The organism is Pseudoalteromonas sp. 78C3 (assembly GCF_002836695.1).
GTDB lineage: Bacteria > Pseudomonadota > Gammaproteobacteria > Enterobacterales > Alteromonadaceae > Pseudoalteromonas > Pseudoalteromonas arctica.
Genome location: NZ_PJAV01000127.1, coordinates 1 through 17,083, shown reverse-complemented (window position 1 = coordinate 17,083; position 17,083 = coordinate 1). Strand labels below are relative to the sequence as shown.

Annotated in this window: 17 protein-coding genes; 9 read left to right on the top strand and 8 right to left on the bottom strand. The window is 38.8% G+C overall.

The annotated features are described in order from the left end of the window. Window positions 1–163 precede the first annotated feature (163 nt). The 4 genes from pgi to CXF76_RS06455 form a co-directional block, all read right to left on the bottom strand. On the bottom strand, window positions 164–1,810 hold the full coding sequence (gene pgi / locus CXF76_RS06470; protein ID WP_101163305.1) for a glucose-6-phosphate isomerase: 1,647 nt from the start codon (window positions 1,808–1,810) through the stop codon (window positions 164–166). A 667-nt stretch (window positions 1,811–2,477) separates the two neighbouring features. Further along, on the bottom strand, window positions 2,478–4,733 hold the full coding sequence (locus CXF76_RS06465; protein WP_024591003.1) for an aminotransferase class V-fold PLP-dependent enzyme: 2,256 nt from the start codon (window positions 4,731–4,733) through the stop codon (window positions 2,478–2,480). A gap of 135 nt (window positions 4,734–4,868) precedes the next feature. Then, window positions 4,869–5,945 (bottom strand): AI-2E family transporter, encoded by a 1,077-nt coding sequence (locus tag CXF76_RS06460; RefSeq protein ID WP_007581049.1) that lies wholly within the window; start codon window positions 5,943–5,945, stop codon window positions 4,869–4,871. Next, window positions 5,938–6,156 carry a hypothetical protein gene (locus CXF76_RS06455; RefSeq protein WP_024591004.1) on the bottom strand — a complete coding sequence of 73 codons (219 nt, stop codon included), beginning with the start codon at window positions 6,154–6,156 and terminating at the stop codon, window positions 5,938–5,940. The genes CXF76_RS06460 and CXF76_RS06455 overlap by 8 nt, the downstream gene beginning before the upstream one ends. Window positions 6,157–6,301: 145 nt before the next feature. On the opposite strand from CXF76_RS06455, the gene CXF76_RS06450 reads away from it, so the two are divergent. The 5 genes from CXF76_RS06450 to CXF76_RS06430 are packed head-to-tail and all read left to right on the top strand — an operon-like array spanning window position 6,302 to window position 9,821. After that, entirely contained in the window at window positions 6,302–6,967 is a 666-nt protein-coding gene (locus tag CXF76_RS06450; RefSeq protein ID WP_007581045.1) for a hypothetical protein, read from the top strand. 1 nt (window position 6,968) lies between these two features. Then, window positions 6,969–8,426 carry a M48 family metalloprotease gene (locus CXF76_RS06445; RefSeq protein WP_007581042.1) on the top strand — a complete coding sequence of 486 codons (1,458 nt, stop codon included), beginning with the start codon at window positions 6,969–6,971 and terminating at the stop codon, window positions 8,424–8,426. Between the two features lie 53 nt (window positions 8,427–8,479). Further along, window positions 8,480–8,827, top strand: a complete 348-nt coding sequence (gene arsC / locus CXF76_RS06440; protein ID WP_007581040.1) for an arsenate reductase (glutaredoxin) — start codon at window positions 8,480–8,482, stop codon at window positions 8,825–8,827. Next, the gene (gene wrbA, locus CXF76_RS06435) at window positions 8,827–9,381 is read left to right on the top strand and encodes an NAD(P)H:quinone oxidoreductase (RefSeq protein ID WP_007581039.1); all 555 of its coding nucleotides are present in this window, start codon (window positions 8,827–8,829) and stop codon (window positions 9,379–9,381) included. Before arsC ends, wrbA begins: the two co-directional genes overlap by 1 nt. After that, window positions 9,378–9,821, top strand: a complete 444-nt coding sequence (locus CXF76_RS06430; protein WP_007581036.1) for a DUF2069 domain-containing protein — start codon at window positions 9,378–9,380, stop codon at window positions 9,819–9,821. The genes wrbA and CXF76_RS06430 overlap by 4 nt, the downstream gene beginning before the upstream one ends. An 82-nt stretch (window positions 9,822–9,903) precedes the next feature. On the opposite strand, the gene CXF76_RS06425 is transcribed toward CXF76_RS06430, so the two are convergent. Both CXF76_RS06425 and CXF76_RS06420 read right to left on the bottom strand, forming a co-directional pair. Continuing rightward, window positions 9,904–11,241, bottom strand: a complete 1,338-nt coding sequence (locus CXF76_RS06425; RefSeq protein ID WP_010555074.1) for an ankyrin repeat domain-containing protein — start codon at window positions 11,239–11,241, stop codon at window positions 9,904–9,906. 230 nt (window positions 11,242–11,471) lie between these two features. Next, the gene (locus CXF76_RS06420; protein WP_101163304.1) at window positions 11,472–12,065 is read right to left on the bottom strand and encodes an MlaC/ttg2D family ABC transporter substrate-binding protein; all 594 of its coding nucleotides are present in this window, start codon (window positions 12,063–12,065) and stop codon (window positions 11,472–11,474) included. Between the two features lie 244 nt (window positions 12,066–12,309). Between CXF76_RS06420 and CXF76_RS06415 the strand changes: the two genes are divergently transcribed. Both CXF76_RS06415 and CXF76_RS06410 read left to right on the top strand, forming a co-directional pair. After that, a complete protein-coding gene (locus CXF76_RS06415) occupies window positions 12,310–12,846 on the top strand; it encodes an acyloxyacyl hydrolase (protein ID WP_101163303.1) in 537 nt (178 codons plus the stop codon). A gap of 107 nt (window positions 12,847–12,953) precedes the next feature. Continuing rightward, on the top strand, window positions 12,954–13,100 hold the full coding sequence (locus tag CXF76_RS06410; RefSeq protein WP_076915758.1) for a DUF2897 family protein: 147 nt from the start codon (window positions 12,954–12,956) through the stop codon (window positions 13,098–13,100). 53 nt (window positions 13,101–13,153) lie between these two features. On the opposite strand, the gene CXF76_RS06405 is transcribed toward CXF76_RS06410, so the two are convergent. Both CXF76_RS06405 and bamC read right to left on the bottom strand, forming a co-directional pair. After that, on the bottom strand, window positions 13,154–14,524 hold the full coding sequence (locus tag CXF76_RS06405) for a YjiH family protein (RefSeq protein ID WP_007583911.1): 1,371 nt from the start codon (window positions 14,522–14,524) through the stop codon (window positions 13,154–13,156). A 66-nt stretch (window positions 14,525–14,590) separates the two neighbouring features. After that, window positions 14,591–15,652 (bottom strand): outer membrane protein assembly factor BamC, encoded by a 1,062-nt coding sequence (gene bamC, locus CXF76_RS06400; RefSeq protein ID WP_101163302.1) that lies wholly within the window; start codon window positions 15,650–15,652, stop codon window positions 14,591–14,593. Window positions 15,653–16,010: 358 nt separating this feature from the next. Here bamC and CXF76_RS06390 point away from each other — a divergent pair, with 358 nt between their 5' ends. Further along, on the top strand, window positions 16,011–16,544 hold the full coding sequence (locus CXF76_RS06390) for a glycine cleavage system protein R (RefSeq protein WP_007583906.1): 534 nt from the start codon (window positions 16,011–16,013) through the stop codon (window positions 16,542–16,544). Window positions 16,545–16,555: 11 nt separating this feature from the next. Next, window positions 16,556–17,035, top strand: a complete 480-nt coding sequence (bcp, locus tag CXF76_RS06385) for a thioredoxin-dependent thiol peroxidase (protein ID WP_002963124.1) — start codon at window positions 16,556–16,558, stop codon at window positions 17,033–17,035. The last annotated feature ends 48 nt before the right edge of the window (window positions 17,036–17,083 follow it).

The following is a 17,083-nucleotide window of genomic DNA, read 5'->3' as shown; positions in this document are numbered from 1 at the left end:
GCTGAATTGTTCTGTATCGATGATTTATTATTATTTTTATCATTGCGCTTATTAAATGAGCCTTAGGGGCCCTGTATCTCCTCTCACAAAAATACAGACCCTAAGCACTCCAGCGCTACCCGTTCAAAGGTACTCGGTTTACTTACTTGCGTAAGCGAATTTTTTACTGCGTACGGTTTTGTTTGTAGTACGCCATTAAGCCGTTTGTCGAACTATCATGAGCGTGTTTAACGCTTTCATCAGTAAGTTCACTCTCAATTTTAGATGCTAAACCTTTACCCAGTTCTACACCCCATTGGTCAAACGAACATATTTCTAAAATAATGCCTTGGCAAAATATCTTATGCTCATACAGTGCAATTAAACGGCCCACTGTTTTAGCATCTACTGTATCTAATAGCATAGACGTTGTAGGACGATTGCCTTGATGAATTTTATGATTTAATAACTCATCAATCTCTGCTTGCGATTTACCCTTAGCGGTTAAATCAGCGGTAACCTGCTCTGCATCCATACCACTCATCATTGCTTCTGTTTGTGCAAAGAAGTTTGATAATAAAATATCGTGATGCTTATCAACATTCACTTGTGGTTTAACTGATGCAATAAAATCTGCAGGTACAATTACATTACCTTGGTGTAAACACTGATAAAACGCGTGTTGACCATTAATACCCGTCATGCCCCAAATAATTGGAACTGTAGTATAAGGTACCGTTTCGCCTGCAAAGTTAACGTGTTTACCGTTACTTTCCATTTCGCCTTGCTGTAAATACGCAGGCAACATATGCAGTGCTTGGTCGTACGGTAATATAGCTTGCGCTGTGTAGCCTAAAAAGCTCGTATTCCATACACTAAGCAATGCCATAATTAATGGTATATTTTGCTCAAACGGCGCAGATTTAAAGTGCTCGTCTATTTCAAACGCGCCTTCTAAAATTGCTTCAAAGGCGTCGTAGCCTAAATATAAAGCAATTGGTAAGCCTATCGCACTCCAAAGTGAAAAGCGACCGCCAACCCAATCCCACATAGTGAATACGTTTTCGTCGCTGATACCAAAGGCTGCCGTTTTTTCTAAATTTGTACTTACTGCAACAAAGTGTTTTGCAATTGTACTTTCATCTTTTGTTGTTTGTAAAAACCAGTCAACCGCTGTTTTAGCATTTGTCATGGTTTCTGACGTAGTAAATGTTTTTGACGAAATAACAAATAATGTTGTTTCAGGGTCAATGGCTTTTAATATAGACGAAATTTGTACACCGTCAGCATTAGATACGTAATGAACATTTAACGTATCATCAGCAAGTGCTTTTAATGCCTCGGTTGCCATTTGTGGGCCAAGGTTAGAACCACCTACGCCAATACTTACAACATCTTTTACCGCTTTACCGGTATAGCCTAACCATTTACCGCTACGAACTTTTTCTACAAACACTTTAATTTTAGCTAATTCGTTGTCTACGGCTTGTGTTACGTTTTCGCCATCAACGATTAATGGAGTGTGAGCACGATTACGAAGTGCCGTATGTAGTACTGAGCGATCCTCGGTGATATTTATTTTTTCACCGCTAAACATTTTATCGCGCCACGATGCAATATCACATTCTTTAGCAAGCGACATTAAGTTAGCAAAAACATCGTTATCAATAAGTTGCTTAGAATAGTCGAATAGTACGCCAGGTACTTGAGTCGAAAACTGAGAAAAGCGCGTGTCATCTTGTGCAAATAACGTTTTCAGATGTGTTTGTTTCATCTTAGCTGCACTTAGTTCTAGTGCTTGCCAACTTGCTAGTTGCGTTCGGTTAGACATGGAAATATCCTCTAGTTTTTTCAATCAATTGATTTAAAAATGTTTTTTATAAAAGCAAAACTCTTAACACTGCTTATTTACACTAAAATAAAGCGCCGATAGTATAACTAAAAATGCAAAAAAAGTGCTGTTTTTATAATTTTAGATGCCGATGATAACGCAATTTTTAGCTTTTGACACCGGTATCATAAAAATTTTATAAATTAATTTACCCGCAATTTTAAAGGCAACGGGATAGCTTAATCAATCAAAATGAAATATTAATGAATTTTTCTCAGCACAATAATTACTTTTTATAGTTATTCACTAATTATTAGGGCCTGTTTATCTTTCGAAGTTAAATTTGCAGCAGTGTGTTTGGCATTTAGGCAAGGCAGAGCCTATGTAGTGTGGTTATTCCCCATAAATAGGCGATAACGTGGAATAAATGCCAAACACGCGCTGCCCGAAGGGTTCTGCCTAGGGGCAATTTACTCTTTGTTACTCGGTTTTTACTTAGCCCACTAGGTTACAAACCTCACGCCGCGATTAAATAGCCCCTAGATTGAACAAATTTTAATCCTGAAAGGTCAACAGGCCCTAGGGCTTGTTTACCTTGCGAGCAAATAAGCCTTAAAAACAAAAAAATCGGCCCTAAAGCCGATTTTGTATAAATTACAATCTTTGTTTAATTACTAAGCGCTAACCCGCCACTTAGGTTATAAACCGTTTTGTATCCTAGTTGCATTAAATTAGTTGCAGCAATTTTTGAGCGGTTACCACTACGGCATAATAAAATGTACTTGTTATTTTTGTTTAATTGCCCTTCAAATACCGCATTTGCCATTCTGCTAAGTGGTATATTTAATGTTTTTTCATCTAGCGTATTAAATAACTGAGCAACATTATTTGCTCCATGCTCATACGGCTCCCGAGTATCTATTAAATATGTATCGCTGGTGTTTAACATTACTTTAGCGTCATCAAAATTTAATTGCTGTGTATCAACCTCAGGTAACGCATTTACATAACCACACAATTGCGTATTATCTACTTGTTTTGAAGCGTCGTACTGCTGTTTTTGTATTGCAAATTCATCAACTGAAATACTGCCGCTCACTAACGCATCAAGAAGTGGCGTTTGGTTTTGCTGTACAGCCCAGTTCATGGCAAAACATTGTTGGTAGTCGTGCCCTGAGCAAATAATACTGGTGCTATTAAGTTGCTCGCTCATTGCTAAAATAGAGCGTGCCATTGCTTTTGCATCCCCACCTATAAGCGATGTATTGCCAAGCCCTGCAGGCAGTATTAAATCACCACAAAAACAGTAACGCGTTTCGCCATTACTGTTTTTTAATAAATAACTTACACTGTCTTTGCTGTGCCCAGGTGTAACTACTTTTTCAAGTACGTCGTTTGCCAAGTTAATACTTGCTGTATTTAGCGGCCAACCTAGCGAATCAACCTCACCTTTTACAACTCTTGAGTCAAGAGCGCTGGTTAGTAAATTAGTCGCTGACTCTCGCTCTTGATGCAGATGAGTATTAAGCACCGCCGATATAGTTAAGTTTTGTGTATTAGCTATTTTTTCAAAGCGCGGAATAAGCTCAATAATAGGATCGATAATTACAGCGTGTTTATCATCGCTTACATAAAGCCAACTACATGCTCCTTGGTGCCTAAACTGAGTAAGGCCCAGTGCGCATACTTCTTGTTGTGGTGTGGTGCTGTCAGATACGATTAAACAGTTTGCCTGTAGTATTGCTTTAAGAGCGCGAATACGCACACAAGCATCATCAATATCGTGTTGTGTTGCAGCAGGTCCAAACGATAGCCTAATCGCGTTTTCGCTTTGCCACTTACTTGCACCCATTGCATCTAAAACAAAACTTGTTGATGCGCCTGTACTACAAGCCGAGCCTCCACTTACACGAATGCCCGCGGCGTCAAATAAATCAATCACTTCTTTGCTCGTTAAATCGTTAACAGCAAAGTTAAGTGTGGTAGGCACGCTATAAGCAAAATCATGATTGAATGTAATATCGCCAAAGGTGTCTTTTATCGCGCTTTGTAACTGGCTTCGATAAGAGTTAAGTATGCTAATTGGTTTAAATGTATCGTCTGATTTATCAAGCAACATACTAAATAGCTTATTTAACCCTGCAATACCGGGTAGATTTTCGGTGCCTGAGCGCATTCCACTTTCTTGACCGCCACCCGCTATAAAAGGTGTGTACGCACTGCCACTACGAATATATAAAAAGCCAATACCTTTAGGTGCATAAAGCTTATGCCCCGAAAAAGGTGCGTAATCTATTGTTGTGTCACTTAGTGCGAGCGCTTGTTTACCGAGCGCCTGCACGCAATCCACCATCCACGATACATTTTTATTACGGCTACGAATCACCTGCTCAATAGCGGGTAAATCTTGATATACACCGGTTTCGTTATTAACGGCCATGGTGCAAATCATCAATGCGTTATCTATATGTTTAGCTATAAAATCTAAATCTAAAATACCGTTACTATCAACCGGAATAGCAAGCACTTCAGCATTAACGTCTAGTACGCTATTCCAGTGCTTAAGTGTATTTGGCACCGCTTTGTGCTCAGTAGCGCCATATAATAATACAGGGTTTTTAATCGGGTGTTTTTTAGCATCAATTAACGTAGAAACCACCGCAGTTTGAATGCCTTCTGTTGCGCCAGAGGTAAATAAAATATCGCCATTACTTGCGCCAATAACTGTGTGTGCTTTTTGACGTGTTTGTTCTAATAAATGCTTGGCTTGAATACCTGTAATGTGCGGGCTTGAAGGATTACCAAAACATATTTGCATGGTATGAGAAACAACATCAGCAATACAAGGCAACACAGGGGTCGTTGCGTTTGCATCAAGGTAAACTTGTTTTACTGGCTCATCGTGCAATAAAAACTCAGACATTAAAAAACGCACCTTATTACTAAAAAATATATCTTATTACCAATAGTACATAAATTTACAGGTAATGAGTAATAATCAATTAGCACTAGAGGTGCGTTTACTATGCTTTTTTAGACTAAAAGTCTGTTTACTTAACTATTCACTGACCTCTTTACTTATCTCTTCATGCGTTGACGACCAAGCTGTTATTAGCGCTTTTACTAATGAAGCCAACGGGATGGCAAAAAATACGCCCCAAAATCCCCATAAGCCACCAAAAAATAATACCGCGACAATTATAAATACCGGATTTAAATCAACCGCCTCAGAAAACAGCAGTGGTACAAGTACGTTGCCATCAAGCGCCTGAATAATTCCGTAAATAATTAAAATGGTCCAAAACTGTGTTTCTAATCCAAACTGAAACAGCGCAACTGCCGCTACCGGAATAGTGACGAGTGCCGCGCCAATAAATGGAATTAATACCGACAAGCCAACAAGCACACCAAGTAGTGCGGCGTAGCGTAAATCTAAAACAGTAAATGCAATAAAAGACACACCACCAACAATTAAAATTTCAAACACTTTACCGCGAATGTAATTCATAATTTGTTGATTCATTTCGTGCCACACTTGCAAAATCAAGCGTCGTTGCTGCGGGATCAGTTTAGCAATACTCCCCGTTAGCTCCAGCTTATCTTTAAGCATAAAAAACACCAGTAACGGCACAAGTACTAAATATATAAGCCATGCAACAACATCTTTTAATGAGGTTAGTGAAAACGACAATACAGTTTGACCAAACTCAATGATTTTAGCTTCTACCGTTGCAACAATAGCTTGTACTTGATCTATGTTAATTAAACTTGGGTATTGTTCAGGTAAAGCCATTAAATAAGACTTCCCTTGCTCTAACATATGCGGGGTTTCTTGCACTAAGTTACTGGTTTGCTTCCAAAGCACTGGGCCAATAACCAAAATAAGGGTGAGCATAATGCTAATAAATATCAACATTACAATAATCGTTGCAGTAAAACGTTTTAAGCCAACGCGCTCTAAATGAACAACCGGCCAATCAAGTAAGTAAGCAATAACCAATGCTACAAGCACAGGAACAATTAACGAGCCAAAAAAGTAAAGTAAGGCCACTGAGGCTAATAATAAAAATAATAAGGTAGACGAATGAGGATCCGAGAACTTCCTTTCGTACCATGTTTTTACGTATTCAAACATGTAATGGCTCCACTAATAACAACCCACGTTGTTTATCAAAATTGTAACTATAAGCATTTTTTTTCAAAAAACGTTCAATATCGTTCGCACTTTCACCTTTATTAAGACTAAAAGTGATACGTTGTTTTGAAGATTGCGCACTTCGTAGCGCAAGTTTAAACTGCACAAATTGCTGAGGGCATTTAAACTCTTTTAAATCGCGCTCTACCATAACTACTTTATCCGTATAGTAAATGAATAATAAGTCGCATATTTACGGTCAATATACTTATATACCCAAACCATTGTAACTTTTTGTTAAAACAATACCTGCAATAGTTTATCCTTATAACATAACTAGCAGTAAGGATAAGTTAATGCCTGGCACGCATAATAAAGCGCAACTACCCAGTAATCCAACACTCAAAGAGATTAATTGGTTTAAAAAGCAAATTAACTGGGGCGAACTACCTCCTTTTTATCACCTTGTTGCCTCATCAATAAGCGAATCTGAAGGGATTTTAGATCATGGATTCGATAATGCAGTTAAACAACTTATAGATAAACGCAATTGGAACTTAGATCTATTAGAAGGCCATGAAGACAGCCTTGGTGTAATACACACTAAACATAAGCCACGTATTGCGCTGCACCAAGTTTTTACCGACAGAGGCTTTGAGCTATGGGCACAGCCTTATGCTAAAGATGTTATTGTTGACCAATACATAAAAAATAATCGCTTTATGGAGTTTAGAGTGTGGGATCCACATTCAATGAAAAACCTGATCAGAATAAGTCAGTTACATAAGTTTATTGGCTTTTATTTTGAACGGGGCGACAAAGCAGATAAAGCCATTATTTTACATGCACATAAAGTAGTACATAAAATTATTACTTTTTTGCAGCGAGAATTGAACGTTGTAAAGCTTGATGGAGTCACAATAAAAGAACTATACCAATTGTGCGAAAAAGACAGCCGTGCAAGCAGTGACGAAATAGACATAGCCAAAATTGCAATTGGCGAACAAATTAACAAGGAATAAAATGCAGCTAAAATCAGCATTTATCACTTTATGCAGTGCCGCGCTTACGTTTAGCTTATTAGTAAGCGAACCTTTAAAAGCGCAAACCAATTTTACACTTCCTGATTTAGGAACATCTGCATTACAAGCACTGCCACTTGAAAAAGAACAAGCTATTGGCGAAGTAATGATGATGCAAATACGAGGTTCATCGCCAGTTATAAACGACCCTGTGCTAGATGAATACCTCACGACTATTGGCCGTAAACTTGTTGCTAATGCTAACGATGTACGTTTTCCGTTTTCGTTTTTTTGGATAAATAACTCAGAAATAAATGCGTTTGCATTTTATGGCGGGCATGTAGGTGTACACACCGGGTTAATAGCTCAAGCCGATAACGAGAGCCAGTTTGCTTCGGTACTTGGTCACGAAATTGCTCACGTAACACAGCGCCACTTAGCACGTAGAATACAGCAGCAACAAGATAACAGCGCGCTGACCATTGCCGGTATGATTGCAGGTATATTAGCAACCGTTGTTGCACCCGACGCGGGTATTGCCATTATATCTGCCAGCCAAACACAATCTGCTTTTAGTCAGTTAACGCATAGCCGCTCAGCTGAGCAAGAAGCTGACCGTATAGGCATGCAAACACTTAATAATGCAGGATTTGATCCCCGTGCATCGAGTGAGTTTTTAACTAAACTTGCAGCGCAAATTCGCTATAAATACAAGCCACCAGCATTTTTGCTAACTCACCCATTACCAGAGAGTCGTGTATCAGATGTACGTTTGCGTGCAGAGCAATTTCCTGTGCGCCTTATGAATGCGAGCCTTGAGTTTAATTTAGCAAAAAGTCGAGTGCTTGCCCGCTATGACAACAAACCAGAAAACGCAGAAGATCTATTTAGAAAGCTACTGCGCGAAAATACCTACAACAACACTGCATTAAAGTATGGCTTAGCCATAAGCTTGCTTGATCAAAAAAAGCTTGATGAAGCAGCGCCAATATTAGACGAGCTTTTAAAAAACGATCCTAAAAACTTATTTTATATAGATACCCATACCGATTTACTTATTGCACAAAAAAAGGCAGATGAAGCCGTTAAGTTTTTAGCGGATTTAAATCAGTATCGCCCTAATAATCAGGTAATTACACTTAACTATGCCAACTCAGCACTTGAAGCTGAGCAATATGAGCTTGCTGAAAATATTTTAAAGAGTTTTTTACTCGAAAAGCCAGATCATAACTTAGGCAAACAACTCCTTGCTGATGCGTATAAAAAACAAGATAAATTAGCCTCTTATCACGAAGCTAACGCCGATGTATTAGCGCAATATGGTGCTTATTTAAAAGCCGCAGACGAAGTACAAAAAGCACTAAACTTTGTAGAGCCTACTCAACTTGTAAAGCAACAACGTTTAAAAGCACTACTTACCCAGTATCGACTTTTACAAAAAGAGCTTGCAAGACTTTAAGTCTGCAAGCGCTTACCCTAAAATAGACGCAATTCACACTTTGGAATCATTTTATGTCTGTTACTATTTACCACAACCCACGTTGTTCTAAATCACGCGAAACGCTAGCACTACTGCAAAGTAAAGCAATAGAGCCAAGTGTTGTAGAGTATTTAAAAACGCCTCTTACACACGAGCAAATTTCAACGCTTGTAATCCAACTTGGTTTTTCATCCGTACGTGAATTAATGCGCACAAAAGAAGATGACTACAAAGCGCTTAATTTAAAAGATGAAAGCAGTGAATCAGCATTAATAGATGCCATGGTACAAAATCCAAAACTAATTGAACGCCCTATTGTAGTGAATAACAATAAAGCAGCGATTGGTCGTCCACCAGAAAACGTACTAAGCGTTTTATAATGAGTGCAACCATAGTGGTGCTTTATCACTCAAGCCATGGCTCAGTTGAAGCAATGGCTCATGAAATAGCAGAGTCGATAGAGCAACAAGGCGCTACAGCACTGCTTCGCACCTTTGTGGCTAAAAATGCGCACGACATTGTGATCACTAAAGATGATTTAATAAATTGCGATGGTTTAGCATTTGGTACACCAACCCGATTTGGCATGATGGCCTCTCAAGCTAAAAGCTTTTGGGAAACCACCAGCGACTTATGGTTAAAAGGTCAGTTAATAGATAAGCCAGCGTGTGTGTTTTCGTCATCAAGCAGTATGCATGGAGGTAATGAAGCAACCTTACTTAACTTATCTCTGCCACTATTACACCACGGTATGATGCTACTGGGCGTGCCGTACGATGTACCCGAACTACTTGCAACACAAACAGGTGGAACACCATACGGTGCAACACACGTTGCTGGCAGCGCTAATAGTGCACAGCTAAGCAAAGACGAAATTAAAATATGCCAAAGCGTTGGTAAACGCCTTACTCACATTGCGAGAAAACTTAAATGAATACAGCTGACAACCCAGCTAAAAAGCCGATTACAGTAAAGTTTCAGCGTGCCGCACTATTTGGCTATGTAGGTTTACTTGTTCTTATTCCACTGTGGATGTATTTTGTGCCACCTCTAAATGGTAATGCGAGTTTAGTGTCTTTATTTTTGCCTATTATTCCGTTACTACTGCCGTTAAGAGGCATAATTAAAGACAATACATATACTTATGCGTGGGCTAACTTTGTTGTAATGCTGTATTTTATTCACGGGCTTACCATGCTGTGGGCAGCGCCAGATGAGTTAATTTGGGTATTGCTAGAGCTTGTGTTTGCCTCTTCAATGTTTATTGGCTGTACTTACTACGCAAGACACCGCGGACAAGAACAAGGTTTAAAAATCCGTAAGCTTAAAGAAGAACTAGCTGAAGAAAAAGCAGCAAATGAGCACGGTAAATAAGGCTTAACCATAAACGGTTATAAATACAAAAAACGCGCTTAAATTGCTTTAAGCGCGTTTTTTATTAGCTGTTTAAAAGTGACTAAACTAAATCACTTAAGGCAGCTAGCACCACAATACTCGCCAACCCTATTTGAGCAATTAAGCTAATAAACGAAAAGCCTCTAAGCACAAATAAACCCCAAGGGTGTTTAATATGTGGATATAACGCACAGCGTTTTAAAGTGGTCGCAAAGAAAAAACAAATCACTGCCGCCATAGTTAAACTCAGCGTCAGCTCACTTTTAATAGAGAGTGTTTCATCAAAAAAGAAGAACAACTGCAAAGGCAGCAATATAGTGACAATAGCGTGCAGCACATGTACTTTTTTAATGCGATCGAACTGCCCTTCTGGCGAAAGCTCTTTAATACCAAAGTCACGCTCTAAACATTTAACCAAGTTATTAGCTTTAATACTAACCGCCAAACGGTAACAACTTAAACCTTCTTTATTGCGCGCTCTAAAGTTATAGCCCGCTTTAATAAGCAGCACCATTAACGATTCATTTTTAGCAAATACAGCGTAATGAAGTGCTGTGTTACCTAAATTATCAACCGCTTTTTTGTCTTGCTTTGCAAGTAGCGTTTCAACCACATTTACAAAGCCTTTTTCGGCGGCCCACATAAAGGCTGTTTTATTGTTTTCATCAGCAAGAACACCTGTAGCGCCTTGCTCAATAAAACGCATTGCCATTGTTTGCTTGGCTGTTTTTTTACGTAGGTGCGTTAATAATGCTTTTTCTAGCAGTACAACAGAGTCAACATCAGGAGAAACCTGTGTAAGCAACGTAAAATAGTCTTTACCCGCTGCTACTTTTTCGCTGGCAAGTTCAGAAAGAGTATCTAAATCAGCAATAGACTCTGGAATAAACGCACTTAAGCGCTCTCTAAAATCAACTTCTTTCCAAAGGGCTAGTGTATCTTTTGCCGAAAGTTTACTTTTATTATTTAGCGCATGCTCAATTAAGGTGAAGTAGCGTTTACTAAAAAATAAATCAACTAAAGACAGTGGCGTATCTATGGTATTTTGTGCAGCCACGCTTGCGTATTTTTCAAGGCGCTGGCACAGCATAAGCACTAAGCTTTCAGGGGTGTATTCATTATCGTAGTAATGGCTTTTAACCGCACTAATATACGCTTGTGCGTCTTCGTCATATTCAGAGATATGTTGAAAATAACATTCTTCAAATGGCTCTAACGGGGTTAGCCATGCCAAATAATAAATAGGCGGTAACACGGTGGTGCATACACCATCGTCTTCATTTGTAGAACGACAAGCAGGCCAAGCTTCCAAAGCATCTAAAATAAAGGCACCGTTTTGTTCTACCAGTCCTTTAATAAGTAATGGGTATTCCTTTGGCCAAATCAGTACATTTTCCATTAAAACAACACAACTCCAGTGTGGCTTGGGGGTGGTAAGTTATATCAGTTTTTAGCTGACACCACGCTTAATCAAAGTGTCGATATTCTAGCACACCTTTGTTTTGCTGCTAGCGCAAAATTACGCAATAACAACAATCCTTTACTTACAAATATAAAAACGGCCAAGTACATAAGTAATTGGCCGTTTTTGAGGTTGGAGTTGGGCTTAATCAGAGCCAGACAAATAGTCTATTTACTTTTTAACTCGCTAATAACTTGATCTAAACCCACTTCAGAAATACGTTGAATAATCTCTTTTTGCTTAGCACTTAATAGTGAAATGCCTTCGGCAACAATATCGTATACTTTCCACTCATCATTTTTACCTAAACGAAGCTTAAAACTTAAGTCGATTGTAGGCGCATTTGGCTCAATAATTTGTGTATTAACAGTTGCGTACTCAGAGTCACTTTTTGCGTTATTACGCTCAAATACTACTTTTTGACCTGTGTACTTCATTAGTGCACCAGCGTATGTACCTGTTAAGTAATGCTCTACTGCATCTATAAATTGAACTGCCTGCTCGCGCTCAATGCCTTTAATGTGCTTACCTAATAATTTAAACGATACAAACTTAACATCGATATGTGGCATTAAACGTTTTTCAACAATGGCAGCCATCGCGTCTTTGCTTGCTGTCCCTTTTGAATTTACTTGGCCAATGTCTGCAAATAGCTTATCGGCTACTGATTCAAGTAACTGATCTGGCGATTGCTGAGTTTGTGCAAATAACGAACTACTAAAAAAAGCAGTGGCTAAAACGAATAGTTTAAAGAGTTTCATAATTGTATATGTCTGTGTGATTAAGATGGCTGTAATTTACGCGAACTATACGCAATAAAAAAGGCACAAATAAGCAACTTATTAATGCCCAAATCGCACCAATAAAATAACTAAAATAAATTCAAGCAGTTAGAAACCTCCATTAACAGGCCATATACAACCGGCATTTTGTCCTCATTGTAATTGTTAATAGGTCGCCCTTATCATTTAGTTATCACTTGAATCAGACAAAAATTTGGCACCTATGAAAACGTCACTTAAAACACTTATTATCTCTTTTGTATTAGTAGTTTCACTTTTTGGTAAACTTGCTTTTGCTCAATCGAACCACGGTTATGCCGTTGATTTTCTCAAAGGCGAAGGTAACGTAAACGGCGTTAAGCTTGCGTATCAGTATCATGCACCTAGCATGCAAAATATAATTGGTGATGCACGCTTTTACTTTGAAACCAGCGTAAATATGTGGGAATACCGCCACGGCGATGAAACACAATCAAACCTAGTACTTGCTATGTCACCTGTGCTGCAATTTCCTGCTTTTAGTTTTAACAACACCCCATTTTATGTAGAAGCAGGGATTGGTGTATCACTGATTGATGAAACGCAGTTCGCCGGTAAAAACATAAGTACTCACTACCAGTTTGAAGACCGCATAGGCCTTGTTGCCGACTTTGGTCATACTAATGTTGCCCTTAGAGTTATTCACTATTCAAACGCAGGCTTTAAAGAGCCAAACCCAGGACTTAACTTTTTAACGCTTTCGGTAGCTAGACGTTTTTAAGGTTATTGATTGTGTTTAAAGTTATTGATTATGTTTTGAGTAATTTAATTGCTGTTATAGCGTAAAACGGTCACACTTAAACGTACTAAATATTAAGTGATACTGCGATGCAAACTTGGCATATTGTAATTATTGTCGCCGTTGTTTTTGCCATTATTATTGGTAATATTGCGCTGATTAGACTCTCTGCAAAAACGGAGTTTAAAAAGCCCAACGCCAATATTAAAAATGCAACAGACACAAAAAAGCCCTGATTAATCAGGGCTTTTTCAACAATACCAATTCGCTTAATTATATTTTCGTTAATTTAGCCTACTAACCAATGCGCCATTAGCGCAATAACAGGTAAAGTAATTAGCGTTCGCAAAATAAATATAATAAACAACTCTAAAATATTTACCGGTATTTTACTGCCAAGTAAAAGTGCGCCCACCTCAGACATATAAATAAGCTGAGTTACACTCATTGCGGCAATAATAAAGCGCGTTACATCACTTTCAATTGTCCCTGCTGCTAATATTGACGGAATAAACATATCAGCAAAACCAACCATAATAGTTTGCGACGCTGCGGCTGCTTCAGGTACTTGTAATAACTCTAAAAATGGCACAAACGGCATACCTAAATACTGAAATATAGGCGTATGCTCAGCAATGATCAGTGCAAATGTACCTACCGCCATAACCACAGGCAATACACCAAACACCATATCAAGCGCGTTATGTAAGCCCTCTTTTATAGTACCTTTAACACCCGTTGAGTTATCTGCTTTAGCTAATGCAACATCTAACGAATGACCAAATAAGGTTTTATGACCCGGAATTGTTTCAGCGTCTCTATCTGGCTCAGTACCATCAATCAGTAAGTCTTTTTTAAAGCGCAGTGGTGGTAATCGCGGCACAATAATAGCGGCAACAATACCGGCTAAACATACCGTTGCGTAAAACGGTGCAAATAAGTATTCAAGTTTAACTTGCCCAAGCACCACTAAACTAAACGTAATTGAAACCGCTGAAAACGTAGTACCAATAATAGCCGCTTCGCGTTGTGTATAGTGCTTTTGATCGTACTGCCTTGCAGTCATCAAAATACCCACACTACCATCACCTAACCACGATGCAGTACAGTCAACCGCACTTCTACCTGGTACACCAAATACAGGGCGCATTACTTTAGTCATTAACGTACCAGCAAGCTCTAGTAGACCAAAGTTAATTAATAGCGGCAGTAATAAGCCCGCTAAAATAAATACCGAAAACAACACTGGCAATAAGTCATTTAATACCAGCGCGCCAGTATTGGCCGAGGTAATCATTTCGCTGCCTAGGCTTAAGTACGTCATTAAACCAAACGCCATACCAAATAAGCGCACCACCAGCCATGTCCAGCTCACATCAAATAAATGCTTTAATAAAGGTGAGTTACATATAGCGGCGGGTTTAAACACTTTAGTAATTACAGAAATAACCCCTGTAATACAAATAATGAGAGTAATAATTGCTTGAGCAGAGCCAAGCATCATTGCTTGAACCGCTTTTGCCATAACGGCAATAGGAATGGTCATCCCTTGCGAGGTACTAATGGGTGTCATAAATAAAAATACACCAATTAACGAAGGAACCAAAAAAGTAAACCAAGTGCGCCACGTGTAGTGTGAACGATGAGGTAGCTGAGACATATTTATTAACCTATAAAAACCACAAAAAGAGCATAGCGCTCTTTTTGTGGTAAAACTTATTATTATTTAAATTTTAATGCCGCGCTGAATGAGTGCTGCTTCTAATGCTTGTTGTAAACCATTCATAGTACCTGGCTCAAGCGTTTCGCCTTTGTCATCCATCCACGTTAAACTAGTACCGCCTTCTTTAGTTTTACTTACTAAAATTTGGTATTGGCCTTCATCAATAGGTAGTTGAGCTACGTCATCACCCCAAATTGAATCCCAAACACTTGTTTCTGGTTTAGTGTAATCAGCAGTAATTAAGCCCGTATCTGGGTTAATTTCAACAATAGTGAACGACAAGCGCTCTAAAAATCCAGAGAAACGGTCAAACACAGCTTCGTAAGATTGCTCAGTTACAAGTGCTGCATTACCTTTATTATCAAAGCCCATTTCAAGAGAAATAATACCTTGGCGTTTACGCATATCAACTTCAAGTTGACGGTAACGGTAATCAAACTCGCTCACTACTTGGTTAAGCGCACGTACTTCTAGCTGCTGCTTGAGTAAGTCTGTTAGCGTTTTATCACCTTTAAAATCAATCAGCTCTACACGTAAAGACGCAGTGCGTTGATGTGACTTTTCTTCAATAGTGAATCTGAACTTTTCTAAATCATCGTTAACTTCATCGCCCCACCACCAAAAACCTTCTTCGGTTTTAATGATTGAGTACCAATCAGTTTCAATAATACCAAGTAGCTTATCTTCTTTAGTTGTGCCCGCGTTATTATCAGCTAGGACAGATTTAATCGTATCCCAAAGAAACTCATCTAAATCAGCAATGCCATCATTTTTATCAAAATAAATACGCGCCTGTTTATCTGTCTCTTCTACCCAACTGCCTTTCGCAATTGTTAATACTTGTGCCGGTGGGCGGTAATTTGTAGCTTCAGGATTATTGTCGTATTGACCTACATCCATTTTATAAACTGGGTCTTGAGCTGGTTGAGATAACGACGCTGGTGCTTTTACAGGCTCATGCGTACGATAATTACGCTCGTCATGTGCCTTATTAATAAATACACTACACCCTGATAAACTTACCAATACACTTACTGCAAGTGCTTTTGGGATCCAATACTGCACAGATATTTCTCCTTAGCATACCCTTTAATTGTTTTAACAAATATATGAGTGGGTAATACCGATTTGGTTCAGTGTAAAATCAATATTAACTTTACATTTATTATTTGGCTGCCTAAATGCAATAAAGTTCAGCACTTCAACTTAGTAAGCAACTAAGCGCAAATAAGCAAATTTTAGCTATGGTACTTTCCCGTGCCAGTAAAAACAAGAAACACCGCACTTTAAAAGCGCTTAATTAGCGTGTGCTGTAGTTTAGAGCCCTTTTTGTGTTAAACTTCGCCGCCGTGCAACTTCTCGTGTGTATTTTTGGTGTTGCCAACTCGGTTGATATAATCCAAGTAACAAGGTATTTGAACTCATGACTGCATTTTCAAATCATCAAATTGTTTTAACAGCGATTGGCGAAGACAGACCCGGTATAGTAAGTGAACTAACCCAACTGGTTAGCGATTGCCACTGCAACATTATTGACAGCCGTATTGCTATTTTAGGCTGCGAATTTACCTTCATAATGCTACTTAGCGGCGACATGTCGGCAATAAGCCGCATAGAACACGTACTGCCCACTAAAGCCATGGAACTTGGCCTGCTAACCATGATGAAGCGTACAGCAAGTCATACTCCTAGCGAATTTTGTGCAGGTTACACACTAGAATATACAGGCATAGACACCCCTGGCACATTGAGCAAAGTAACGCGCTTTTTTGCCGACAATAATATTAGTATTTGCTCACTTAAGTCAGACACTTATTCCCAAGAAGACAACATAAAGATGCGTTGTGAACTTGAATTCAACATACCTGTTGATGTAGATATAGATCAATTTAAAATTAGTTTTGAGAGCCTTTCTCACACACTAAACGTAGATTATATTTTTAAACGAATTCGTTAAGGATGCTAAACATGAACACAATTAGTCCATTACAAGCTGGCGATACTGCACCCGCTTTTAGCCTACAAAACCAAAACGACGAAACAGTAACATTAAGCGAGCTGTTAAAAGAGCAACAAGTGCTTGTGTACTTTTACCCTAAAGCGTCAACGCCGGGTTGTACTGTACAAGCCGAAAACCTGCGCGATGAGCAAGCACAGCTTGCCAAATTTAACACCCGCGTTGTAGGTATTAGCCCTGATCCAATTAAGCGCCTTAAAAACTTTGAAACTAAAAAAGAGCTTAATTTTGATTTATTAGCCGATGAAGACCACGCCATTGCTGAAGCATTTGGTGTATGGGGCTACAAAAAATTTATGGGTAAAGAGTACGATGGTATTCACCGCCTGACGTTTTTAGTAGGCCAAGACGGTAAAATAAAACACCTATTTGATAAGTTTAAAACAAAAGATCATCATCAAGTAGTGTTGGATTATCTTGCAGCAGAATAAGCTAACGGCTGAGTAAGTTAACTACCAGCTATTAGACAAATACAGAAA